This is a genomic window from Candidatus Caldatribacterium sp. SIUC1, assembly GCF_051549785.1.
Lineage (GTDB): Bacteria > Atribacterota > Atribacteria > Atribacterales > Caldatribacteriaceae > Caldatribacterium.
In genome coordinates this window covers 1,892,750-1,916,011 of record NZ_CP189974.1, presented here as the reverse complement: position 1 = coordinate 1,916,011, position 23,262 = coordinate 1,892,750, and the positions used below count along the sequence as shown (strand labels likewise).

General features: G+C 57.4%; 19 protein-coding genes and 1 pseudogene. 12 read left to right on the top strand and 8 right to left on the bottom strand.

The features are described 5' to 3' along the window. Positions 1-2: 2 nt before the first annotated feature. From ACP6EK_RS09960 to ACP6EK_RS09945, 4 genes are read left to right on the top strand one after another with little or no spacing between them, the layout of a single operon-like run. Positions 3-701, top strand: coding sequence for a VWA domain-containing protein (locus tag ACP6EK_RS09960; RefSeq protein ID WP_017889014.1), 699 nt, complete (start codon positions 3-5; stop codon positions 699-701). A gap of 42 nt (positions 702-743) precedes the next feature. Continuing rightward, positions 744-1,685, top strand: a complete 942-nt coding sequence (locus ACP6EK_RS09955; protein WP_438315998.1) for a protein phosphatase 2C domain-containing protein — start codon at positions 744-746, stop codon at positions 1,683-1,685. Beyond that, positions 1,682-3,043, top strand: coding sequence for a hypothetical protein (locus ACP6EK_RS09950; protein ID WP_438315995.1), 1,362 nt, complete (start codon positions 1,682-1,684; stop codon positions 3,041-3,043). Before ACP6EK_RS09955 ends, ACP6EK_RS09950 begins: the two co-directional genes overlap by 4 nt. Further along, positions 3,033-3,875, top strand: coding sequence for a right-handed parallel beta-helix repeat-containing protein (locus tag ACP6EK_RS09945; RefSeq protein WP_438315992.1), 843 nt, complete (start codon positions 3,033-3,035; stop codon positions 3,873-3,875). Before ACP6EK_RS09950 ends, ACP6EK_RS09945 begins: the two co-directional genes overlap by 11 nt. Here ACP6EK_RS09945 and ACP6EK_RS09940 read toward each other — a convergent pair. From ACP6EK_RS09940 to ACP6EK_RS09915, 6 genes and pseudogenes are all read right to left on the bottom strand, one after another. Next, positions 3,820-4,695 carry a DMT family transporter gene (locus ACP6EK_RS09940; RefSeq protein ID WP_438315990.1) on the bottom strand — a complete coding sequence of 292 codons (876 nt, stop codon included), beginning with the start codon at positions 4,693-4,695 and terminating at the stop codon, positions 3,820-3,822. The two genes, ACP6EK_RS09945 and ACP6EK_RS09940, sit on opposite strands and share 56 nt — an antisense overlap. A gap of 24 nt (positions 4,696-4,719) precedes the next feature. Beyond that, positions 4,720-5,715 carry an ABC transporter permease gene (locus ACP6EK_RS09935; protein ID WP_438315987.1) on the bottom strand — a complete coding sequence of 332 codons (996 nt, stop codon included), beginning with the start codon at positions 5,713-5,715 and terminating at the stop codon, positions 4,720-4,722. Between the two features lie 313 nt (positions 5,716-6,028). Then, positions 6,029-6,460, bottom strand: a pseudogene (locus ACP6EK_RS09930) (ATP-binding cassette domain-containing protein); the annotation flags it as partial. A 49-nt stretch (positions 6,461-6,509) separates the two neighbouring features. Further along, entirely contained in the window at positions 6,510-7,478 is a 969-nt protein-coding gene (locus tag ACP6EK_RS09925) for an ABC transporter permease (RefSeq protein WP_438315984.1), read from the bottom strand. A gap of 52 nt (positions 7,479-7,530) precedes the next feature. Further along, the gene (locus ACP6EK_RS09920) at positions 7,531-8,514 is read right to left on the bottom strand and encodes a sugar ABC transporter substrate-binding protein (protein ID WP_438315982.1); all 984 of its coding nucleotides are present in this window, start codon (positions 8,512-8,514) and stop codon (positions 7,531-7,533) included. Positions 8,515-8,586: 72 nt separating this feature from the next. Continuing rightward, a complete protein-coding gene (locus ACP6EK_RS09915) occupies positions 8,587-9,699 on the bottom strand; it encodes a uroporphyrinogen decarboxylase family protein (protein ID WP_438315979.1) in 1,113 nt (370 codons plus the stop codon). 93 nt (positions 9,700-9,792) lie between these two features. On the opposite strand from ACP6EK_RS09915, the gene ACP6EK_RS09910 reads away from it, so the two are divergent. The 5 genes from ACP6EK_RS09910 (at position 9,793) to ACP6EK_RS09890 (ending at position 17,738) form a co-directional block, all read left to right on the top strand. After that, positions 9,793-11,088, top strand: a complete 1,296-nt coding sequence (locus ACP6EK_RS09910) for a hypothetical protein (protein ID WP_438315976.1) — start codon at positions 9,793-9,795, stop codon at positions 11,086-11,088. A gap of 48 nt (positions 11,089-11,136) precedes the next feature. Further along, positions 11,137-13,188 (top strand): transketolase, encoded by a 2,052-nt coding sequence (tkt, locus tag ACP6EK_RS09905; protein ID WP_438315974.1) that lies wholly within the window; start codon positions 11,137-11,139, stop codon positions 13,186-13,188. Between the two features lie 66 nt (positions 13,189-13,254). Next, a complete protein-coding gene (pfp, locus tag ACP6EK_RS09900; RefSeq protein ID WP_438315972.1) occupies positions 13,255-14,550 on the top strand; it encodes a diphosphate--fructose-6-phosphate 1-phosphotransferase in 1,296 nt (431 codons plus the stop codon). Beyond that, on the top strand, positions 14,507-16,804 hold the full coding sequence (locus tag ACP6EK_RS09895; RefSeq protein ID WP_438315969.1) for a ComEC/Rec2 family competence protein: 2,298 nt from the start codon (positions 14,507-14,509) through the stop codon (positions 16,802-16,804). The genes pfp and ACP6EK_RS09895 overlap by 44 nt, the downstream gene beginning before the upstream one ends. Next, positions 16,785-17,738 (top strand): DNA polymerase III subunit delta, encoded by a 954-nt coding sequence (locus ACP6EK_RS09890; RefSeq protein ID WP_438315966.1) that lies wholly within the window; start codon positions 16,785-16,787, stop codon positions 17,736-17,738. The genes ACP6EK_RS09895 and ACP6EK_RS09890 overlap by 20 nt, the downstream gene beginning before the upstream one ends. Here the strand turns inward: ACP6EK_RS09890 and rpsT are convergent. Then, positions 17,707-17,985, bottom strand: coding sequence for a 30S ribosomal protein S20 (gene rpsT, locus ACP6EK_RS09885; RefSeq protein WP_017889000.1), 279 nt, complete (start codon positions 17,983-17,985; stop codon positions 17,707-17,709). The genes ACP6EK_RS09890 and rpsT overlap by 32 nt on opposite strands. A 198-nt stretch (positions 17,986-18,183) precedes the next feature. On the opposite strand from rpsT, the gene ACP6EK_RS09880 reads away from it, so the two are divergent. Then, positions 18,184-18,639, top strand: coding sequence for a hypothetical protein (locus ACP6EK_RS09880; protein ID WP_438315963.1), 456 nt, complete (start codon positions 18,184-18,186; stop codon positions 18,637-18,639). A 371-nt stretch (positions 18,640-19,010) separates the two neighbouring features. On the opposite strand, the gene ACP6EK_RS09875 is transcribed toward ACP6EK_RS09880, so the two are convergent. After that, positions 19,011-19,811 (bottom strand): alpha/beta hydrolase, encoded by an 801-nt coding sequence (locus ACP6EK_RS09875; RefSeq protein WP_438315961.1) that lies wholly within the window; start codon positions 19,809-19,811, stop codon positions 19,011-19,013. Between the two features lie 565 nt (positions 19,812-20,376). Here ACP6EK_RS09875 and ACP6EK_RS09870 point away from each other — a divergent pair. Beyond that, positions 20,377-21,705: a hemolysin family protein gene (locus ACP6EK_RS09870; RefSeq protein WP_438315958.1), complete on the top strand. Its 1,329-nt coding sequence runs from the start codon at positions 20,377-20,379 to the stop codon at positions 21,703-21,705. Then, a complete protein-coding gene (gene xylB / locus ACP6EK_RS09865) occupies positions 21,680-23,212 on the top strand; it encodes a xylulokinase (RefSeq protein ID WP_438315955.1) in 1,533 nt (510 codons plus the stop codon). Before ACP6EK_RS09870 ends, xylB begins: the two co-directional genes overlap by 26 nt. Positions 23,213-23,262 lie beyond the last annotated feature (50 nt).

The window sequence follows — 23,262 nt, the reverse complement described above, 5'->3', positions numbered from 1 at the left end:
GTATGGAAGAGCGCATAGAGATGGATGTGGCATTGAGCCAGGGTCTGCGTCGTTTGCCGGTGTACCTGCTCCTTGACACTTCGGGGAGCATGGCGGGAGCACCCATTCAGGCCCTCCAGGAGGGGGTGGCGCTGTTCAAGCGAGAGGTGGAGAACGACACCTTCGCCCGGGAGACGGTCTGGGTTTCGGTCATTACCTTCGGAAAAGAAGTCGAAAACCTCACCCGGGGGCTTGTGCCCATTGACCAGCTGACCCTCCCTCCCCTTGAGGCGGGAGGATACACCCCCCTTGGGCAGGCACTTCGGCTGCTCATCGAGTCCCTCGATCGGGATGTGAAGAAGGCCGTTCCGGGAGGGGAAAAGGGTGACTGGAAGCCTCTTGTCTTCATCCTCACCGACGGGAAACCCACTGACGACTGGCGAACCCCGCGGGAAGAACTGCTCAAGCGGAGAGAACGCAAGGTGCTCAACGTGATTACCGTGGGCTGCGGTCCGGACATCGATGAGGCCACGCTTCGGGAAATCGCCATTGGGCCGAGCTTCAAGATGGACTCCGACGCCGCATCGTTTTCCGCCTTTTTCCGCTGGGTCTCTCAAACTGTGCGTACTGTGAGCAAGACTCTTTCGCGGCCTCAGGGTCAGGGCGAGGGCTCACCCATGTCCATACCCATGCCTCCGGACGTTCTGCAGTACATCCCATAGGGAGGTGCGAACATCCCCCAGGGATTCATCGCTGGCGACCGAGTGCTTTCGTCTTTCAACACCCATCCGGACTGGATTGCCGTTTTCGGAGCCCTTGGGCGGTACAGCTTCGTTGGTGGCAGTGCCGTAGGGAGGCTACATTCCCGGGAGCACAGGGGTCGGGAGGACAGTCTTCTTGTTCGGTCAAAGGGTGACTGGCTCTGCGTTGCGGTGGCCGACGGAGTTGGGAATGCCCCGAAAGGAGTGTGGGGGTCGGCACTGGCGGTGAGCGCCTTCACCGACCGGGTGCTCTTTCACCTCCCCTATAGCTGTACGAGAAAGGTCCGTCGTATCTCTACGAAGGGAACCTTTGAGAAGGACTCCGTTTCCCTTTCCCCGATTCCGGGATGGTGCGAGGTGGGGGTACTCAGCTTTTTCCAGGAAGGAGAGGCGGAAAAAGGGGAAATCCCTCCCTGGGAAACCGTTCAGGAATACCTTTTTGAAGCCGGTGAGTACACGCACCGGGTGCTCCAGGACTTAGCCCAGCGGGAGGGAAGGGACCCACAGGATTTCGCCACGACGTTGCTTTGCTGCCTTTTCCATGTGGCCGAGGAAAAGGGGGCGTTCTTCCACATTGGAGATGGAGCGCTCCTTGGTGTTCGGAAAGACGGAAAGAGTGTGCTCATAAGCGTTCAGGAGGGACGTGATACGGGTGAGGTGGAGGTGCTGACCCAGCCTGACTGGCGGGACTTCTGCCGTGCTGGAACCTTTGATTTCCGGAAGGACCATCTTTCGGCCTTCATGCTCATGACCGATGGCCTTGCTGATGATTGTCTCTACGGGCCTCCGGAGGATATCACTGACCGTTTTGCCCTGGACATTCTTCGGGAGGTTCGTGCGACTTCGAGTCGCGAGGTGGCGGCGCGGCGCCTCGTTTTCTGGCTGGGGACGTATACGCTTCCTGGGAGTTTTGACGATCGGACACTCGTGGTGGTGTACCGATGAGGGTCACAACCGTTTCTCCTTTTCCGTTTGTGCCGAAGCGTCTTGAGGTCGAGGGTCCGGTGTTCGTGGGTGGTGAAGGAGAGGTGTACTTCAGCCGCTGCGGGAACTTCGTGGTGAAGGTGTACCACGACAGAACTCTTCCTCCCGGAAAGGAGGAACTCCTCCGGCGGGTCCTCGCTCTGGGCAAAAACCTGGGAGAAGAGGCCAGTTTTCTTTGCTGGCCTGTGGCGCTGGTGCGAGAAATTGACGGGTGGCGGAGGATTGGGGTGGTGACGAAGCGAATCCCTCGCCCCCCTTTTCGGGAGCTCGTCGATTACATCTTCAGTCCCCGGGAGTTCAAGAGGGCGGTGGAGGAGGGGGCGAACTGGCTCAACTACCTCCAGGTGGCCCACAGCATCACCCGGACCGTAGCGGCGCTCCACGGGAAGGGGTGTGCCCATGCCGATCTCCATTTTGGCAACTTCCTGGTGGATATCCGCAAGGGCCTTGCGGTGCTCATTGACCTTGACGGTCTTGTGGTCCCGGGGTTTCTCCCCCCTCAGGTTGCAGGAATGATGCCCTTCATGGCTCCGGAAGTGGTCATGGGCAGAGAAACCCCGAATCAAAGGACCGACCGGCACAGCCTCGCAGTCCTTGTCTTCCACACGCTCCTTTTCCGAAATCCCCTGCAGCCTCTTGTCTGCTACGCTGAGGATCCGGAAGAGGACGAACGGCTCGGGTGGGGGAAAATGGCGCTCTTCAGTGAACATCCCCTGGACTTCCGGAATCGCCCCGAGCGCCTGGGGATACCGCTTTTCCGCCGGGGTGTGCTCAGTTACTGCGTGCTCCCTCCCCACCTTCAGGAGCTCGTCGAGCGGAGTTTCCTTGAAGGCCTTCGTTCTCCTGAGCAGCGTCCCCTGGCGCGGGAATGGGAGCGGGCGCTCTTTTTCGCCTTTTTCGAGCTCTGGCGGTGCTTGAAGTGCGCCCAGTACTTCCCGTATCCGTACTGGATGCCCCTTCCCCTTCGCCGCTGCCCCTTCTGTGGGGAGACTGTGCGCCGTCCCCACCCGGTGGTGTGCAGTGTCCTCGAGAGGAAAGGCCAGGGGGTTCTGGTCGCGGCAAAGCGGAAAATTGTCCTTGGACACCGATTTCACCTGGTGGCCAAAATGCTCCACGGCCAGAGGGAGGACGAGACCCTCGGAGAAGTCCGGTGGAGGGAAGGCGAAGGATACGTTTTTTCGGGGATGGGGCACTGGCAGGTGGTTTCCCCCTGTGGGGAGTCCCGAAAGGTCGAGCCAGGCGAGTGCATTTTTCTGAGACGAAACCTCCTCCTGGTCTTTGGGGATTTCGCTCTGAGGGTTGAGGAAGATGGCCTCTGAAGACACCTTGAAGAACGGTCTTGCCGGACTTCTTACCGCTTTCCAGGGAGAGGGAAGGCCTTTCCCTGAGGAGGAAGGGGCGCTGTCCTTTCGGGATTTCCGGCCCGTTTTCCCCGAGGAACCGCTTGTCCCCTCAGGGGGTTTTGTGGCGTTCCATCCAGGGGACTACGTGCTGCAGAACCGGGCAGTTCTTGCGCCTCCCTTTTTCCTTGTGGGAATGAAGGGGACGGTGCTTTTCCGGGACGGAGAGGTGATCCGGGTTGAGGGAGGAGGAGAAGGAAGGGTCCGGGGTGTGGCCTTTTCGCTCCGGGGCCGGCACAAGGGCAACGTGGTGGTGGTCCTGCAGGGCCGGGTAGTGTTTGAGGAGTGCCTCTTCCGGGGAGGCGTGCGGGAAAAGCTGAGCTGGATGGGGAACGGTGTCGTGGTGGCGAAGGGGGCCTCGTGTGTCTTTCGCCGCTGTGTTTTTCTGGGGAACGAGGCGGCAGGAATTCTCGTTGAGAGCGGGTCCCGGATAGAGGTCGAGGACTCACTCTTTCTTGAGAACGGAGGAGAGGGGATTCTTCTCCGGCGTGGTGCTGCTGCGGTGGTCCGGAACTCCCGCTTTATCCGGAATGCCTGGGGGGTTACCTGCGGGTCGTTCCTCCTTTTTGAGGGGAATGAGGTGCTGGAACACACGGTTGGTGGGGTGTGTTTCCTGAAGGAAGCAGAGGGCATTTTTGCGGGGAACCGGATTGCCGACAACCCTCTGGGGGTGATGCAAAGCAGGAATAGCCGCGTTATCTGGGGGACGAATCTCCTTGAGGGGAACCGGGTTGCCCTCCTTGAGGAATGACGGTCTGTGTGTCCTCAAGGAGGTACCGGAGGAAAACGGCAAGGAGAATCACTCCACCTCCGAGCAGGGCGAAGCGTCCTGGAGACTCTCCAAAGGCGAGGAAGACCCAGAGGGGGTTGAGAACCGGCTCGATCATTGGGATTAAGCTAGCCTCAAGAGCTCTGACCTTCCGTATGGCCTGGGCGTAGAGAAGGTAGGAAAGCCCAATCTGCACCGTTCCAAGGAGCATAAGTCCTGTAAGGCTCCGCCCACCGGGAAAGGGGCCGAAGCAGAAGGGAAGGCCTGCCAAGGCAGCGAAGAGGTTGCCCACAAACACCGACTGCAAGGGTTCAGCGTCTTTTTGCATTCGCAGGGTGACGATGAGGAAGGCAAAGGCAATGCCGCTGCCGATGGCTACGAAGTTGCCGAGCATGTTCCCCGGGCTCAATTGATCAAGGAAGAAGAGCACCATTCCTCCAACCACAAGGACCACAGAGAGCCAGTCGAAACGGGAGGGAACCTCGCCAAGGAGCCACTGGCTGAGGAGGGCGACGTATACGGGAGCGCCGTACTGGAGGAGGATGGCGTTGGCAGCGGTAGTGAGTTTGTTGGCGAGAACAAAAAGCACCACCGTTGCGGCGTAGGCAAGACCCCCAAGAACCTCAAGACGGGTGAGGTAGAGACGAGGGCGGAAAAAGCAGAGGAGAAATCCGCAGGCGATGGCGCTCCGGACTCCGGCAATCGCCACGGGATTCCAGGTGACGAGTTTAATGAGAAGGCCACCGAAACTCCAGAACAGGGCAGCGGCAAGGAGGTACACAATGGCCCGTTTCCGCGACATGGTCGGGTTACCAGGTTTTTCCAGTTATCGATGGGCTTCTCGCTGCTTCTTCTCTATGTACATGCTGGAGAGCACCGAGAAGAGGATCACGAGCCCAAAGACCACATAGGTCCAGAAGTACGGGATGCGCATCACCACGAGCCCATTCTCAATCACTGAGATGGTGAGGGCACCGATGAAAATCCCCACCATGCTCCCCACACCACCCCGAAGCGACGTACCTCCAACGACGCTGGCTGCCACGGCTTTCAGCTCCCAGCCCTCCCCTGCCCGGGAGGTGAAACAGGCAGTGCGAGCAATCTGGGCGCAGGCCACAAACCCACAGAGGACCCCCACGATCATGAAGCAAATGGTCTTCACGAGGTCCGTGTTGATCCCCATGGCCCGGGCAGCATCCCGGTTATCTCCGGTAGCGTAAATCCAGTTCCCGAAGCGATGGTAGTGGAGGAGGATGCCGAGGACGAGGGCAAAGACGATGAACCAGAACGCCTGGGCGGGGAAGAACCCCCCGATTCTTCCCGTGAAGAAGGGGAGGAAGTACCGGGAAGGAACCGTGGAAACGTCACAGCCCCTCTGTTCGCCACCCGAGAAAAGCAAAGCCAGTCCTCGCCACATCATCATAGTCCCAAGGGTGGTGACGAAAGAGGGTATCTGGGCGCGGACGGTGATGAGGCCGTTGAGTATTCCCAAAGCAGCACCCACGAGGATGGTGGTGAGGGCAATGGAGAAGAGCGGCACCTGAGCCTCAAAGAGCCGCAAAAACACGAAAGAACAGAAGACGAGGATGGACCCGATGGAGAGGTCGAACTCCCCGCAGACCATGAGCAGTCCCACTCCCAGGGCGATAATGCTGAATTCCGATCCCAGGGAGAGGAGGACCTTGAGGTTGTCGGGGTCCACGAAGCGGTGCTCAGGGGAGAGGATGGCAAACCCAAGGACCAGCACCACAAGCACGATGAGAACACTTGACGAGCGAGAAAGCAACAGTTTCCGTCCAAGGCTCATTCTTCTTTCGTTCATGCTTTTCCCGACCCCTTTCCCGTGGCTATTCGGCAAAGGCGCTTTTGATGACCAGCTGAGAGAGCTCCTCGGGAGAGGTGTCCTTCTTCTTCACATCGGCCATCTTCTTGCCCCGGGCCATGACCACAAAGCGCTCGGCAATGTCGTAGGCGTGGTAGAGGTTGTGGGTGATGAAGATGACCGAAATCCCCTCACGCTGCAGCTGGCGGACGAACTCGAGAACCTCCTCGACCTCTTTTACGGAGAGTGCCACCGTAGGTTCGTCCAGAATTACGAGTTTGGCCTTAAAGTGGAGGGCCCGGGCGATGGCCACACCCTGTCTCTCGCCCCCAGAGAGCGTGACCACAGGGAGGTCCGGAGAGCGCAGCCGGAGGCCGAGATTTGCCAGGGCCTTCATGCTCTCCTCGTTCATGACCTTCCGGTCGATGATGCCCCAGCGTCTTACTGGCTCTCGACCCATGAAGATGTTCCGGGCAATGCTCAGGTTTGGTGCCAGAGCCTGTTCCTGGTAGACCGTTTCGATGCCGAGTTTCCGGGCATCCCGGGGGGAAGCAATCCGTACTTTCTGGCCTTCAAAGTAAATCTCCCCCTGGTCGGCCTGATGGTACCCGGAGAGGATTTTGATGAGCGTGGACTTCCCTGCACCATTGTCCCCGATGAGCCCCACCGTTTCTCCCCGGTAGACCTCAAAGTCCACTCCTCGAAGGGCATACACCCGGCCGAACCACTTGTGGATATTCACCATCCGTACCAGGAGGTCACCGTTCTGTCTCTCCATATCCGTCTCTCCCCTGTTATCGTGTTTTCCGTTCCACGTAACTGTTGAGCACCACAAAGAGGATGGTAGCAATACCGATGAAAGCACTGATGCCGAACACCGGGACGCGCAGGAGAATGAGGCCGTTGTCGAGGATGGGAATGGTGAGGGCTCCAAGGACAATTCCTGGCATGCTCCCCACACCACCCCGGAGTGATGTGCCCCCCACGACACAGGCGGCGATGGCCCGGAGTTCAAAACCGATACCCTGGGTGGCGGCAAAAGAACCGATGCGCACGGCCTGCATGCAGGCAGAAAACCCACAGAGGACCCCCACGATCATGAAGCAAATGGTCTTCACGAGGTCCGTGTTGATCCCCATGGCCCGGGCAGCATCCCGGTTATCTCCGGTAGCGTAAATCCAGTTCCCGAAGCGATGGTAGTGGAGGAGGATGCCGAGGAAAACGGCAAAAATCGTGAACCACAGCGCCTGGACCGGGAAAAAGGACCCCACCGTTCCAGCAAAGGTACGTTCAAAGGGGGACCCAGAAGGGACGAGATTGCGGATGCCTGCAGGCATCATCTTGGACCAGATATAGAGCACCCCTCGCCAGAACATCATAGTTCCCAGGGTGGTGATGAAGGAGGGCATCTTCGTCTTCACCGTGATGAGGCCATTGAGAAGCCCAAGGAGTGCTCCCACCCCCAGGGCAGCCCAGAAAGCCCAGAAGGGTGCGATTCCGCGGTAGAGCAGGCGAACGAAGACATAGGAACAGAAAGGAAGGACTGAACTCACGGAGAGGTCGAATTCTCCGCAAATCATGAGTACCCCAACGCCCAGGGCGACAACACCAAGATCAGGGAAGAGTTTTCCTAAGGCGGCGAGGTTCCTCCGGTCGACGAAGAGGTAATTGGGAGTCAGGAGGGAGAAGAGCATCACAAGACCGATGAAGACGAGAAAGGTATTGGCTGCCCGGTACCGCAGGAAGTTTCGAACCCACTCCATTTTCCTTCATCCTCCTGCAAAAAGCCCCCGGTTGCCCGGGGGCTTTTGGGTTTTAGCGGATGTGCTCCGGCGAGAGCTTCTCGATGAGCGCAATCTTCTCCGGGGAGTCCACGAGATACCCGCCGGTGTCGATGTTAGGGGTGAAGCCGTATTTGTTATAGAGGTAGAGGACGTAGACGGCGAAGTAGCCCTGGAGGTACTGCTGCTGATCAATGGTGGCGGTGACGTACCCTTCCTTAATCCCTGCAAGGGTATCAGGGGTGGTGTCGAAGCCACCAGCAATGACCTCTCCGGGCTGCTTCCCTGCTGCCTTTAAAGAAGCGGTGAGGCGGTCCGTACAGATGCCACCAAGACCAATGAGGAAAGTCGTCTCGGGGTGGGCAAGGAGGTAGGCCGTCTCCCGGGACTCAACGGTGGTCATCTCAAGGCCGCCGGCATCGATGATTTCGTAAGAGGTGATACCGTACTCTTTCATGGCTTCGAGGATACCGCTCGCACGGATTTTGGCGTAGTTTGCTCCGGGAACCTCAGCAGCCATAGCCACGTGGGCCTTGGAGAGGTCAATGCCCCTGGCCTTTGCCTCGTCAAAGAGCCGGCGGGCCAGCCGGTAGGCTGCGGCTTTCTCGCTCTGGCCGATGTAGCAGAGGCGAGGATTGCCCACGGCACCCTCAGAATCGTCGTTGTTCATACCGATGACCGGGATGCCCTGCTCAAGAGCCCTTTTCACCGGTTCATCCCAGGCGGTATCGTCGTTGATGACAAGAGCAATGCCGTTCGGCTTCATAGCCACTGCTTCTTCGAAGCGCTTGAGCTGCAGCGTCAGGTCACCGCCGCAGAGGTCGACATCCACCTTGCAGCCGAGTTCCTTTGCGGCATCCATGGCGCCTTTCTGTACCACAGCCCAGAAGGGGTCATCGCCTCCGTGGGTGACAAGACGGAAGTACATGCCCTCTGCCGGCTTTTTCTCCTGGGCAAAAGCCAGCGTACCCACAAGGACCACAGAGACAAAAAGCACCATGAAGAGATTCCGTCGCATACCCATCCCTCCCGTCAAAGGTTTTTTGAGTGTACCTCACAAGGCTTGCGCATGAAAAGTCTCTTTCTTCTCTCACCCCCTTTGGCTTCCGTAACGGATTGCCTCCTCATACATGGCTACGATGTTCTCTGGGGGAACATCGGGCTGGATATTGTGCACTGCGCAGAGCACATACCCTCCTCCAGGGGCAAGCTCGTCAATGCGCCTTCGTACCTCTTCACGGACCGCATCGGGGGTTCCGTAGGGAAGGGTCCATTGCGTATCGATGCCACCCCAGAAGGACAGAACATCCCCGAAGTGCTTCTTGAGCCACGCCGGGTTCATTCCCGAAGCGCTCACCTGGACCGGGTTGAGGATATCAACGCCAATCTCTACGAGGTCCTCGAGGAAAGGCGTGACGGCACCACAGGAATGGTAGAAGAGCAAAGCCCGGGTGTGTTTTTTGATGGCTTCGTAGAGCCTTTTTTGTCTTGGTTTTACGTACTTCCGGTACATCTCAGGGGACAGTAAAGGCCCACGCTGCGTGGCAAGGTCGTCCCCCACAAGGACAACATCCACGAGATCCCCCACTTCTCTGAGAAGGAGCTCGAACTGCTGCAGTTCAAAGTCGAGCACTATGTCCATAATGGCGCAGGCAAGGCCGGGTTGCAGAGCAAGGTCGGTCATGAACTGGGCGAAACCCCGGAGGTACCAGGAAAACTCAAAACACGAGCCGATGCAGTTGACGATAACCGCTTTGCCTTCCTTTTTTCGGGCTGCAACCTGGGTTCGGAGATCTTCCGGAAGAGAGGGTGAGGGAGGTTGATAGTGCTTCAGTTCTTCCGAAGAGGTGATATGGGCGAGGGGATGGGCGACCATGTCGAAATAGCATCCGGTGAAGCGGCGCTGAACCCCCCAGCAATCTTCCCACAGCGATCCTTCCTGGTCCGTGGACCATGCCTCCTTGGGAACAGGGTCATACACGTATCTTGTATCTATGGCAAAGTGTTCCAGGATATCCTCGTTAGGCTGGACAAGGTACTGGACGCGGTCAATGAGAATATCTCCACAGGGGGTCCCCAGGAAAGAGCAGAGCGCACGGTGCGCCTTCAGAGTAATTCCGGTAACCACGCCCCCGAGGTCCAGGGGCACTCTATCCGGCTCCCTGTGGTGCAGTGCCGTATTCAGGCGCTCCGCAGAGGTCATTTCCCTCCTCCTTCAAAGGATATTATATCTGAAAAAAAGCCCTGCGTGTAGGGTTCTTCTCGGGTATAATTGGAACGGGAGGCGATGTGTTGCGTGACTGACCAGACGGTTGCCTCGCTGTACCGAGTGTCGTTCCGGGGTGAAGAGATTCAGGTAACTCCGAAAGAACAGGAAATCCTCCGGACTCTGGCCCGCAGGGTCAGGGAGCTTTCGGAACTCCCAGAGCAGGAGGAGAAACGCAGGCTCTGGTACTGCCACAACGCCCTTGAGCGAACCCGCCCGGTAATCTTCTGCGACCCTGAAAATGGCTGGAACGAAATCATCCCACCGCAGCGCCTGCAGTGTGAGGGGAGGCTTGCCCGCCACTGGGAGATGTGGCTCCGGAAAGAAATCTTCTGGGGAGAGTCCATGGGGGACGATAAAGTAATTGAGCCCTACTTTGACGTTCCCTATGTGTACGAGGAAACCGGCTGGGGCCTTGAGGAGAGCATCGTGAAGGTGGAAGCCTGGGGGTCGTACCGGTGGGATCCTCCGCTCAAAGACTACCGGGACATGGAGAAACTCCGCTTTCCCGAGATCCACATCGATGAGGAGGCAAGCGAGAAACTCCTCAACCTTGCCCAGGAGGTTTTCGGGGACATCCTCATCGTCCGAAGGAAGACCATCTGGTGGTGGACGCTGGGTATGACCTGGACCCTGGTGAACCTGCGGGGGCTGGAACAGGTGATGCTCGATATGTACGACCATCCCCGGGAACTCCACGAGCTCATGGCCTTCCTCCGGGATGGGCACCTGAGAAAGCTCGATTTCCTCGAGCAACACAACCTCCTCTCCCTGAATAACGACGGAACGTACGTGGGCTCAGGGGGCTTTGGGTATACCACGGAGCTTCCCCAGAGGGACTTCGACGGGGTGCACGTGCGTACCATCGACATGTGGGGGTTTGCCGAGAGCCAGGAGACCTGCTACGTTTCTCCCGAGATGTTTGAGGAATTCATCTTCCCCTACCAGTACGCTATCCTTGAGCGCTTTGGCCTCAACTGCTACGGGTGCTGTGAGCCGTTGCATCCCCGCTGGCATGTGGTGAAGCGATTCCCCCGCCTTCGGCGGGTTTCCGTTTCCCCCTGGGCAGACCTTGGGAAGATGGCGGAGTACCTGGGGAGAGAGTACATCTACTCCATGAAACCGAGTCCCTCTGACCTTGCGGTTTCGCGCATCGATGAGGAGTACATCCGGAAGAAACTCCGTGAAGCCCTGGAAATCACCAAAGATTGCTGTGTGGAGGTCATCATGAAGGACAACCACACAATCGGCGGCAATCCGGAGAACGTCATTGCCTGGTGCCGGATAGCGAAGGAAGAGGCGGAGAGGGTCGCTCCTTCCTGGTGATTTGTCCTCTATAATAGAGGGAATAACTGGAAAAGGGGTGAAGAAGAGATGGGAGCATCGCTAGAGCAACTTGCGGTCAACACCATTCGCATGCTGGCTCTGGATGCCATCCAGCGAGCAAAGTCCGGGCATCCAGGTCTTCCGCTTGGGGCCGCACCCATTGGGTACATCCTCTTCCGAAGGTTTCTCAAGCACAGCCCGAAAAACCCTCAGTGGTTCAACCGGGACCGTTTTATTCTCTCTGCTGGCCATGGGTCGGCCATGCTCTATGCCCTTCTGTACCTCTGCGGGTACGAAAAGATGAGCCTTGAGGAGCTTAGGAATTTCCGTCAGTGGGGAAGCCACACGCCTGGGCATCCAGAACGGTGCTTGGAGTGTGGCATAGAGACCACCACCGGGCCTCTGGGGCAGGGGTTTGCCACCGGAGTCGGTGTGGCCATCGCTGAGGCGCATCTTGCTGCACGCTTCAACCGTCCCGGTTTTCCCGTCATCGACCACTACACCTACGCGCTGGTGAGCGATGGCGATCTCATGGAGGGTGTGGCCTATGAAGCTGCGTCTTTGGCGGGACATCTGAAGCTTGGGAAACTCATCTACCTCTACGATAACAACCACATCAGCCTCTCGGGGGAGACGCGTATCTGCTTTACCGAGGATGTGAAGGCTCGTTTTCTTGCTCTGGGGTGGCAGGTCCTTGAGGTTGAGGACGGGAACGACCTTGCCGCTTTAAGCCGGGCTATTGAAGAGGCCAGGAGAGACACCGAACACCCCTCGCTCATCATGGTGACGACGCACATCGGATATGGAAGCCCGAAACAGGACACCTTTGAGGTCCACGGTGCTCCCCTGAAACCAGAAGAGGCTGTGGCAACCAAGGAGTTCTTTGGTTGGCCCCTTGAGCCTGAGTTCTACGTTCCCGAAGAGGTCCTCGCTCACATGCGGGAGGTTGTCCGCGAAGGAGAGGAGAAGGAGCGGGAATGGCAGAAGCTCTTTGAGGCCTATTCCCGGGAATATCCGAAAGAAGCGGAGACCCTTAGGATGATGATGGAGGGGAAACTCCCACCAGACTGGGATAAGGATTTGCCGGTGTTTGAACCAGGTGCTGGGCCGGTGGCTACCCGCTCGGTGGGTGGGAAAATCCTGAACGTCCTGGCCGATCGGATTCCTGGTCTCATTGGAGGTTCTGCGGATCTTGACCCCTCCACCAGTACCGTTTTGAAAGGCAAGGGGAGCTTCCAGGCACCTGCATCCGTACCCTCCGGGACCCAGGGACTTGTCGATGGACCCATCGGGTACGAGGGCCGGAACATTGCCTTTGGTGTGCGGGAACACGCCATGGGGGCCATCCTGAATGGTATGGCCATCCACGGAGGGCTCATTCCCTTTGGGGCGACCTTTTTTGTGTTCTCCGATTATATGCGTCCCGCGGTGCGCATTGCGGCCCTCTCCCATTGCAAGGTCATTTACGTGTGGACTCACGACTCGGTGGGCGTGGGAGAGGACGGCCCCACACACCAGCCAGTGGAGCACCTCATGAGTTTCCGGGTTATGCCGAACATGGTTTGCATCCGCCCTGCCGACGCCAACGAAACCCGGGAGGCCTGGAAGGTAGCCATTGAACGGCAGGGAGGGCCGGTGGCGCTCATCCTCACGCGGCAGAACGTTCCGGTCATCGACCAGAGCAAGTTCGGGAAAGCCGAGGGTCTGAGGAAAGGAGCGTATGTCCTTGCCGATAACTCCCAGGGCGACCCGGAGCTCATCCTCATCGCTTCGGGCTCTGAAGTCCACGTGGCCCTTGAGGCTTATGAGAAACTCGCTCAGGAAGGTGTACGGGTGAGGGTTGTGAGCATGCCCTCTTTTGAGCTTTTCGAGGAGCAACCGAAGAGCTACCAGGAGGAGGTCCTCCCTCCCGGTGTGGAGAAACGGATTGCCATTGAGGCTGGAGCAACCCTGGGGTGGTACAAGTACGTCGGGACGGAAGGAGAAGTCATCGGCATTGACCGCTTCGGAGCCTCGGCACCGGGGAAAACCGTGCTTGAAAAGCTTGGTATCAGTGTAGAGAATCTCCTTGCAAGGGCTAAGGCTATGCTTTCCCGGTGAGGTTTTTTCCGTTGACCTCACCGGGCTTTTCTGGTAATTTTCTTGCCGAAAGGGAGGATGTGGTGTATGAGCACGAAACGATTGGCGATTCTCGTTGGCGGAGGTCCTGCACCTGGTATCAACGGTGTCATTGGTTCAGTGACCATCGCTGCCCGGAAGAGGGGCCTTGAGGTGGTCGGGGTCTACGATGGCTTTAAGTGGATTTCGAGTTCTTCCTTTGACCCCGCGGTGCACACCGTTCCTCTTGACATTTCCCGTGTTTCCCGGATTCATCTTGAAGGCGGGTCTATTCTCCGTACCGCTCGGGATAGCCTCATCAAAGGAGGAACTATTGACGAGGCCAAGGTGGCGAATGTCCGGAAGGTCATGGAGTCCCTCAACGTGGGGTATCTTGTCACCATCGGTGGGGACGATACGGCCTTCAGCGCAAGCATTGTTGCCAGGGCCATGGAAGGGAGGCTCTTTGTCGCCCATGTCCCCAAAACCATTGACAATGACCTACCCCTTCCGGGTGATATGCCCACCTTTGGTTTCCAGACCGCCCGGGAGGTGGCTACCGGCATTGTGAAGAACCTCATGGAGGATGCCCGAACGACCAACCGCTGGTACTTCGTGGTCATCATGGGTCGTTCTGCGGGCCACCTTGCTCTGGGAACGGGGAAGGCTGCAGGAGCCACCCTCACGATTATCCCCGAGGAGTTTGGCAATCGAAAGGTCAGAGTGGAGGACGTCTGCGATATTATCGAAGCCGCAATGATCAAGCGGAAGGCCCTCGGCCGGGACGATGGTATCGCCATTGTGGCAGAAGGTGTGGCGCTGAAGTTTGGGGACGTGGAGGAGATTGAGAGAATCCTCGGAAAGTCTATCCCCCGTGACCCCCATGGCCATGTGCGTCTTGCTGAGGTCCCCCTCGGGGAGCTTTTGAAAAACGAAATCACCCGGAGGTTTGAAGAGCGGGGGAAGAAAATCACCGTCGTCACCAAGGACGTGGGGTATGAACTCCGCTGCGCTCCGCCAATTCCCTTCGACATTGAGTACACCCGGGACCTGGGATACGGAGCTGTGGAGTACCTCTTAAGCGGAAGCTACAGCGAAGAGATGAAGCGAAAGGGTGCCATGATCAGCATCCTGAACGGGAAACTCAATCCCATCCCCTTCGACGAGATTATGGATCCTGTCACGGGACGGACGCGTGTTCGCACGGTGGACATCACCTCCTATGCTTATCAGGTGGCCCGCTCGTACATGATTCGCCTCGAAAAAGAGGACCTGGAGAATCCCGAGTTCGTGGCTTCCATGGCGAAGGCTGCGAACATGGATGTGGAATCCTTTACGAAACGTTTCGGACACCTTGTCTCTTGAAGCTTTTGGAGAGAGGGGAGAACGGCGCATATCCCCTCTCTCCTTTGTCCAGTACCCCATCTTCTGGGTTGCCCTCAGTGTCACCCTGGGATTTGTCGTGGGAACGTTCCTTCGGCTTTCCTTTCTCCCCCTTTTTGTTCTCCTTGGAGGGCTTTTTGCCGTTCAGGTGCTCTCTCTGCCTTCCCATGCCTTTGTGATCTTTACCCTCGCGGGCTTTGGGGTCTTCGGGATGCTTTTCTCCTCCGTGGTTCTGGACCTTCCCGGAGAGTACTTCCGGGATAGGGAAGGCCAGAACCTCGTCCTTGAGGGGTATGTCGTCGAGAAGGATGGGAGGTTTACCCTCGTCCGTCTTCAGGGGTTCCCGGTGTATTCGCCGGCGATTCTTCTCCGTGGGAAGGAGACCACCCTCCGGCCGCTTCTCTACCGGAAGGTGGAGGTTACCGGACTCTTCCGCGGGTTTCCCTCCTGCGCGAATCCTGGAGGGCGAGACCTGCGGGAACATTTCCGGAAAAGGAGAATCGCCGGGTACCTTGAGGTGCAGGAGATTTCACTCTCTCCTTCTCAGAGTCTGTGGTTTGCCTTTCTCCGCTGGGTACACGAAAAAAGAGGGGCTTTTCTCGATCGCTGGCAGCATCTCCTCCTTGAAACCTCTCCCCTTTTCAACGCCCTCCTTTTCGGCGTTCGAGGCGAAGAGTTCCTGCAGACGTTCCCCCTCCTCCAGGAAGTCGGCGTGTACCACCTCTTCTGTGTTTCGGGTTTCCACATGGCGCTTCTTGGGACGCTGCTTTTCTCCGTGTTCCAGCGCCTCCTCCCCCGGCGGATGGTGCTCTTTGGAGTGCTTCCCTTCACCTTCCTGTACCTTGCTTTCTGCGGTTTCGTGGCCTCGGCATCCAGGGCCTGGATAATGGCGAGTCTTTTACTTTTGGGCAGAAGGCTTGGACGTACGGTGACCACGATGGGGGTGCTTTGCAGCGCTTTTCTGGTGATGTTTTTGCTGCAGCCGGAAATGCTCTTTCTTCCAGGCGCACAGCTCTCCTTTGCCTCCACAGTGGGCGTTGCCGTGTTTGCCGCTTTTCTCCCTCGCCGGAAGGAACACAGGAAGTGGCGAGAGCTCCTCTCCCGGTACGTTCTTGGGGTTCTGCTTGCCACCGCTTCCGCCACCTTCGCCAGTTTCCCCTTCCTTGTGGGGAACCGGTTCTCCTTGAGCTCCCTTGTCTTTCTGGGCAACCTCGTTGCGCTTCCCCTCATTGAGGGGGTGCTCTTCCTTGGGCTCTGGACGCCTGTTCTGGAGACCTTTGCGTACGGGCGTCTGGTGCTGGGGTTCTGCCTCCGTTGCCTTTTGCAGATGCTTCTTGAGGTGTCGGTGTTCCTCCGGAATGCCGTGCCCCACTGGGTTGCCGATTTTTCCAGAGGGCGCGATGCCCTCTGGGGAATGGTCGCCTGGGGGACTATCTTTGTCCTCTGGATTGCCGCTCTCACCAGGAAGCGGGTGTTGCTCTTCTTTTCCCTCTGTCCTGTTCTCGGAGGTCTGGTTCTCGGTTCCCTATGGTTTCCGAGGACAAGTTTCCTGGTGTTCGACGTCGGTCAGGGTCTTGCCTGTGGATTGTTTGAGGGGAATACCGGAATGTTCATCGATACCGGGGGAATCATCCGGGGGTATGGCAATGTGGGGGAGAGCATCCTGCTTCCTTTTCTGCGCTTTCGGGGGATTACTGAAATCCGGGGCATTTTTCTCACCCACGGACACAGGGACCACGCCGGAGGCGTGACGGCACTGCAGAAGGCGTTTCCGGAGGTTCCCTGTTTTTCGCCTGCGGATTTTTCTTCCCCGACCCGTCTGCGGCTTTCGCCCCGCATTCTCCTTGAGGTTTTTCCGGTTTCTGATAGAGGAGAAAAGGCGGTGGTGTACCGCCTGCACACTCCTTACGGTCGGGTGCTCGTGTGTGGGGATGCGGAAGGAGTTTTCGAGGAGATAGCTCCCCGTGATCCCTCTCTTCTCGGGGCAGAGGTTCTGGTGCTTCCCCATCACGGGAGTTACAATACCTCTCTGGAAGCACTCATTCGGGCGTCGGGTTGCCTGTGGGCGGTCATTTCTGCAGGAGAGAATCCCTATGGGCACCCTGATCCCCGCACGGTGGCGCTTCTTGAGAAACTGAGGGTACCGTACTTTATCACAGAGCGGGATGGGGCAGTGGAGTTCTACCCGCTTTTTCGCCGGGGGAGGATACGGAGATTTGGGAAAGCAGCGATTTGAAGACTGGCTTTCGGGAGATCTTGGGGGTCGTTTCTTCATCCTTGAGCGGCGGGTGAACCAGGCGCGTTTTGAAAACTGGTACGTTCCCGAAATCCTTCGGAAACTCGGGGCCTCCAGGGTGCTGTGGGTGCGAAAACTTCAGGAGTGGGAGGAAAGGGCCAAGGAGTTCTCTTCTCCCTCGCTTTTCCCTGAGAGGGAGGTTTGCTTTTTGGACCGCCTTGACGAGGGAGAGGCGCTCCACGTCTTTCGTGAGGCGTCCCGGTACCCCGAGATGTACTTTTTCTTCCTTCCAGGTGGTGACCTCAAGGGGGCGGGGTGGTCAAGAATTCCCTGGATTGTGGTGGAAGAGAGCAGGGAGGTCCTGCAGCGTTTTCTCCAGGGGGAAGCGGCCCGGCTTGGTCTTTCGTTCGGGAAAGGGGTTGAGGAGATTCTCCTTCGCCTTTTTGAGGAGTACGAGCTTCAGGAAACGGAGATCGCGAGTTTCCTCGAGGGATTTCGGGGCAGAAGAGTCCAGAGAGAAGACGTTGAGGCCTTCTTTGAGAAGAACGAAAAAATCCTGCTTTTTCGTTTCCTTGACTTCCTGGGAGAGAGGAACACTTCCCTGGCCCTGCAGTACGCATACCGCCTGGTTGGCCAGGGATTTCCCTTACCCCTTCTTGTGACTCACCTGGCGCGGCGATTCCGGCTTCTCGCTCAGGTGTTCGAAAAGGGAGAAACCCAGAGGGACCTCTGGCAGGGGAAGGAAGTGAATCCTTTCGAAATGAAGAAAATCCAGAAGATGAAGGACGCCTTTGGTCCCACCGATATCCCGCGGATTTTTGCCACACTCAGGATGGCCGACAGGCTCCTGAAAACCCAGAGTATTGACCCGCACCTTTTCTGCGTCTTCCTTGTGACCGGAGTCACGCAGCCTGAGAAGCCATTGCCCGGTTGAGTTTCTGGGTGAGCCGTGACTTGATGCGAGCTGCCTTGTTCCTGTGGAAGACCCCTTTGCTCACCGCCATATCAACCCGTTTGTACACCTCGCTGAGGAAAGCCCGTGCCTCGTCAATCTTCCCTGTTTCCAGGAGCTTCAGGAATTTCTTGATGTAGGTTTTCGTTGCCGATTTAATGGCTTTGTTTCGGAGTCTCCGCTTTTCACTTTTCCGCAGGTTTTTCCACGCAGACTTTGTATTTGGCATAATTCCACCCCTCGTTGTCCAGGAAATAAGACGATGCCAATTGTAGCATGGAAGGCTGGGGTTTGCAACCTCTGGTGCCGGTGTACACCGTATTGGTGACCGGGGTTTTCGTTTTCAGCGTGGTCTCTCCGGAAAAATTCCTCCTTGTGATGGGAGGGTTATAATAACGGTAAGACCACGGGGAGAGGGGGAAGCCTGATGGCCTTCACGAGGGTTGTTCCCGAGATTGGTACACAGGGGAAGGACGTTGCCCTGTGGGGAGTACTTTTGGTTCTCTTCCTGCTTCTTTTTGTGGGATGTACCCTCTCGGTGAGGGTTCGGGTAGGGGAGACAGTCAGCGTATGCGTGGGCAAGGGGATCGACCTCGAAGGAGGGGATTTTTCCCTCTTCTTCCGAGACGTCCTTGAGGATTCGCGCTGCCCCCAGGGAGTGGAGTGCTTTTGGGAGGGTAGGGTTGTTGCTCTGTTCGACGTTCAGGGAAATGCAACAGGGGTTGAGCTTGTTGAGTCCAAACTTCCCAAAATGTTGCCTTCGGGGCCATACTGCGTTGTGTTTCTGGGCGTTCTTCCTCCACGGACTTCTTCGACTCCTCCGACAAAGGATGCATATCGGGTTATTCTGAGGATAGAAGAGTGCGCACTGGGGAATCCATGATGGAGGTTCTGGGAACCTCTTCCAGTTTGCCTGATAACCTTTCACCGGGAGGCTCTCTTTCCTCTACACAAATTTTCCCAAAATTTTTTTTCTCCCCCCTTGACAGGAAAAAGAAGAGGGTGTATCCTATAACCGCCATGGGTTCCGAGGAATCGGAAGGTGGTCTGGGACCCTCCAGAGTCCCCCCGAAAGAGGGGATGAGGAGGAAGCCCGCAAAAGAGGCGCAATGCCTCCTGAAAACACCTGAAGGTTCGTTGGAGCCCATGGTTCTTTTTTACCCCCTGTTCTCCCACAAGTTCTGGGCGGGGACACCCTGGAGTTCCCTCCCCGGAAGCTCTCGATAGAGTTCCCGGAGCGGAGGAATCCCGAGTTCACCGCAGTGCGGTGAAGCGTTCAAAGACTCTCTGGGGAATACGGTACCGGGGAAGGTAGAAGAGGTCGTGCTCGGCGTGGAACCACTGGATTTCCTTCGGAGCACGGATTGCCCTGTAGAGCGCAAGAGTACACTCCCCCGGAACGATGGTATCCCGGGTAGCGTTGAAGAAAAAAGCTGGAGTGTCGGTGAGTGCTTCCACTGCATTCACGGGGTCGAGGTCCTTCCAGGCCATGGCGACGTCGCGAACCGATATGCCCCGTTTCCGGAGATCATAACGGATGTCCACGATGGAGTCGAGCATGCTCTCCTCAAAGAGGATTTCGATGTTCCCTCCGCCAACGACAAGGGCAATGCCCCTGAATTTCCCGTAGAGCGCAGCGATAACAGCGCCCACAAGTGCCCCGAGACTCACACCGAGGAGGAAGGTTTCTCCCGGGCGGATACTTTCGTGCGTTTCGAGGAAGTGAAGGGCAAAAAGGGCGTACTCGAAGGTCCGGAGGAATGCCTGGTAGTCATCCTCAAGGTCTGTCGAGAGGATGTCTCTGTCATTGACCTTCCGTTCCCCGTGGTACTCCATGTCAATGGCCAGAGCCGCAAAGCCCCTTCGTGCTGCCTCGAGGGCAAAGAAGGCGAGGTTTTCTTTCGACCCCCGGTAGTGGTGGAGGAAAAAGACGGCAGGGTACGGCGGAGGGGTATTCCGGGGTGTGAGGAAGAGGGCAGGGAGGCCGGGTTGCAGAAAGAAACGGAAGATAGTGTACTCCCTGTGTTCTCTGAAAGGCGCAAAGTCCACTTCCATAATCTTTACTCCTTTCGGTCTTCTGGACTACGCCATTTCCTCTACCCTTCGGATTACTGCCGTTGCGTTCTACAGGTTCTCTATCTTCCTCGGCTCTTTCATTCGCAGGGGCATACTTCTTGATGAGAGTCCGGAGAGCTGTCCTCTTTCCTCTCCGTCCACAGAGGTAGCCTCACCGAATACTACCACACTTTCGTGGGCCGTTGAAAGCCCTTCGGGAAGGACTCTAGTTTCCCCCACGACCGTGAGGCACACTTTTGGGTACCGCAGAGGTTGTCTATCCTGTGCCCTTCACCGGCGCTATGAATGGAGATGGATTAGCCGTCTGGGGTTTCGTGTACCGGTCAGGTGGTGTTTTTCCATTGCCCGGGCCGGTAAAAGGCCAAGGTGGCAAATCTTGTGAAGATGTGGTAAGATAAAGAACAAGACCAGAGAGGGAGAGGGGATACCGAAAGCAGTGTCTGAAAGCGAGGACCCGGACGAGCGGTTTTCTTTCCCCCTGTATCCCTTTAGGTTTCACCGGAGTGCCGCTTTTTGCCCTCACCTGTCCCGGAGGATGATGTAAGTGGAGTACCTGGGAACAATCCTTCTCATACTGCTTCTTGTTGCCATGAACGCCTTTTTTGCGGCTTCTGAGATTGCCCTTATTTCCACCCGGAGGAGCCGTATCCACCCGGTAAAAGGGAAAGGTTCAGAAAAGCAGCTTGAAGCGCTGTACCATCTTCTCGAGAACCCGAGTGAGTTCCTGGCCACCATCCAGATTGGGGTAACCATGGCAGGGTTTTTCGCCAGCGCCACCGGTGCCATTTCCCTTGCCCGGAATCTTGGAAGGCACCTTGAGGCCAGTGGCCTTCCGGTTCTTGCGATTTTTGGAGAAGAGATTGCCGTGATCTGCGTCACGGTCCTCATCTCTTTCGTTACCCTGGTCCTTGGGGAACTTGTGCCCAAACGGATAGCCATGGCGCATCCGGAGCGCCTTGCCCTTATTTCCTCCCGGTTCATCTTCTTCCTCTCCCGGGTCCTGCGCCCGGTGGTGGTTGCCCTCTCGGCGTCCACGGATGTTATCTCCCGTCTCTTTGGGGTCACCCAGGAGGCTGCAAGTTCTCTCAGTGATGAGGAGCTCAAGCTCTTCATCGCCGAGCAGCGGACACTTCCTTTAGAGGAGCGGCGGCTCATCAGCGAGGTCTTTGAGTTTGGGGATACCTTAGCGTATGAGGTCATGACTCCAAGGACCGACATGGTGTGCATTGAGGAGAATGCCACCCTTGGGGAAGCTCTGGAACTTTCGCTGAAGAGCCATTTTTCCCGCCTCCCAGTGTACCGGGAGGATATCGATAACATCATCGGTTTCGTTCACATCAAAGACATGCTCCCGGCGTTAAAAGAGGGTGACCTCGAGAAACCGGTGCGGGAAATCCTCCGTCCCATCCATTTTGTCCCTGCGACGAAGAAAGTCGTGGAGCTTTTGCGCGAGCTGCAGCAGCGGCGCATCCACATGGCCATCGTCCTTGATGAGTACGGAGGAACAGCAGGGCTTGTCACCATTGAGGACCTCCTGGAGGAACTCGTGGGTGAGATCCGGGACGAGCACGACCGGGAGGCCCCTCCGTACCGGAAGATTAGCGACCGTGAGTACCTTGTGGACGCCTCACTCCCCATAGAGACAGTGAACGAAACCCTGGGAGTGCAGATTCCCGAAAGCGAGGAATCCGAAACCCTGGGGGGGCTTGTTATGGAACTCCTTGGGAAAATCCCTGAAGAAGGAGAAACGATCAGCATCAATGGCTACAAGCTCAAGGTTGAGCGAATGAGGGGAAAGCGCATCGCCACGGTACGCCTCACCGTTGAGGAGAAGGGGGAAGAAAACCATGGGGAAGCTCATCATAGCTCATGACCTGGGGACCACGGGCAACAAGGCTACGCTCTTTGACCCGGAGGGGGAGTGTCTGGCAAGCAGTTTCTTTGGATACGAGACCTTTTACCCCGATGCGTTATCCGTCGAACAGGACCCCGAGGAGTACTGGAAAGCGGTGGTTCTTTCCACGCGGGCCCTTCTTGAGAAAGCCAGGGTGAAGAAAGAAGACATCGGTGTTGTTTCCTTCTCTGGCCAGATGATGGGAGCCCTGCCGGTGGATGAGCGGGGAGTACCCCTTGACCGGATCATTATCTGGGCGGACCGCCGGGGAGTGAAAGAGGTCGAGTGGGTCCGGGAGAGGATTGCCGATGAAGAAATTTACCGGATTACCGGACACCGATTGAGCCCTAATTATTCTCTAGCGAAAATCCTCTGGTTCCGGAATCACCGGCCTGAAGTCTACAGGAAGGCGCGGAAGTTTCTCCTGGCCAAGGATTTTGTGGTCTTCCGACTCACAGGGCATTGGGCGACGGATTTCTCCGACGCCTCCGGGACGAATCTCTTCGACATCACTGAGGAGCGCTGGTCCACAAAGATTCTTGAGGCCGTGGGCATCGAAGAGGAGAAACTCCCACCCGTTTTTCCCTCTTTTGCCGTGGTGGGAGAGGTGACGAAGAACGCAGCCGAGGAAGTGGGGCTTTTACCGGGGACACCGGTGGTGATTGGCGGCGGAGATGGGGCCTGTGCGGCCTGTGGAGCAGGGGTGGTCGAAGAAGGGCAGGCGTACAACTACCTCGGTTCCTCCTCCTGGATTGCCCTGGCTTCCCAGAAACCTTTTTACGATCCTCAGATGCGGACCTTCACCTTCCACCACCTTGCCCCGGGGCTTTTCATGCCCACCGGAACCATGCAGGCCGCAGGAGGCTCGTACCAATGGTGCCGGGATACCCTCTGCGGGGAAGAAGTGAAGGCGGCGGAGAAACTCGGGGTGAGTCCTTATGCGCTCATGGACCTTGAGGCGGGAAAGGTTCCAGCAGGAAGCGAAGGCCTCCTTTTCCTCCCGTATCTTCTGGGGGAGCGGGCTCCCTGGTGGAACCCCCATGCCCGGGGGGTGTTCATCGGACTTACCCCAAGGCACACCAGAGCCCACCTGATTCGAGCCGTCCTTGAGGGTGTGAGCCTGAACCTCCGGATTATCCTCGATGCCTTCCGGGAGCAGGGGCTCAGAATAGCAAGCATGCGCATCATTGGGGGTGGGGCAAGGGGAGACTTCTGGGCCCAGATGCTTGCCGACGTCTTTGGTCTTGAGGTCCTCCGCCCCGTGTACCGGGAAGAGGCGACTTCCCTTGGTGCAGCCATCTGCGGAGGGGTGGGGATAGGGCTCTACCGGGGGATTGGAGTGGCAAAGGAGCTTGTGAAAATCAGGGACCAGTTTGCGCCGCGGGAAGAGGAGAAAAGCGTGTATGACCGGGTTTACCCCACCTTTGTGAAGAGCTACCTCGCCCTGTGTGAGGTGTTTGAGGAGCTGGGTGGAGGCAGATTGTGAAGTATTCGTTTTTGGCATAAAAATGTATCCTGTAAAAGGTGAATAGAGGA

Coding starts and splice junctions, on each gene's coding strand:
- ACP6EK_RS09960 (WP_017889014.1), top strand. CDS start 3: ATGGAAGAGCGCATAGAGATGGATGTGGCATTGAGCCAGGGTCTGCGT.
- ACP6EK_RS09950 (WP_438315995.1), top strand. CDS start 1,682: ATGAGGGTCACAACCGTTTCTCCTTTTCCGTTTGTGCCGAAGCGTCTT.
- ACP6EK_RS09945 (WP_438315992.1), top strand. CDS start 3,033: ATGGCCTCTGAAGACACCTTGAAGAACGGTCTTGCCGGACTTCTTACC.
- ACP6EK_RS09940 (WP_438315990.1), bottom strand. CDS start 4,695: ATGTCGCGGAAACGGGCCATTGTGTACCTCCTTGCCGCTGCCCTGTTC.
- ACP6EK_RS09935 (WP_438315987.1), bottom strand. CDS start 5,715: ATGAACGAAAGAAGAATGAGCCTTGGACGGAAACTGTTGCTTTCTCGC.
- ACP6EK_RS09925 (WP_438315984.1), bottom strand. CDS start 7,478: ATGGAGTGGGTTCGAAACTTCCTGCGGTACCGGGCAGCCAATACCTTT.
- ACP6EK_RS09920 (WP_438315982.1), bottom strand. CDS start 8,514: ATGCGACGGAATCTCTTCATGGTGCTTTTTGTCTCTGTGGTCCTTGTG.
- ACP6EK_RS09915 (WP_438315979.1), bottom strand. CDS start 9,699: ATGACCTCTGCGGAGCGCCTGAATACGGCACTGCACCACAGGGAGCCG.
- tkt (WP_438315974.1), top strand. CDS start 11,137: ATGGGAGCATCGCTAGAGCAACTTGCGGTCAACACCATTCGCATGCTG.
- pfp (WP_438315972.1), top strand. CDS start 13,255: ATGAGCACGAAACGATTGGCGATTCTCGTTGGCGGAGGTCCTGCACCT.
- ACP6EK_RS09895 (WP_438315969.1), top strand. CDS start 14,507: ATGTGGAATCCTTTACGAAACGTTTCGGACACCTTGTCTCTTGAAGCT.
- rpsT (WP_017889000.1), bottom strand. CDS start 17,985: ATGCCAAATACAAAGTCTGCGTGGAAAAACCTGCGGAAAAGTGAAAAG.
- ACP6EK_RS09880 (WP_438315963.1), top strand. CDS start 18,184: ATGGCCTTCACGAGGGTTGTTCCCGAGATTGGTACACAGGGGAAGGAC.
- ACP6EK_RS09875 (WP_438315961.1), bottom strand. CDS start 19,811: ATGGAAGTGGACTTTGCGCCTTTCAGAGAACACAGGGAGTACACTATC.
- xylB (WP_438315955.1), top strand. CDS start 21,680: ATGGGGAAGCTCATCATAGCTCATGACCTGGGGACCACGGGCAACAAG.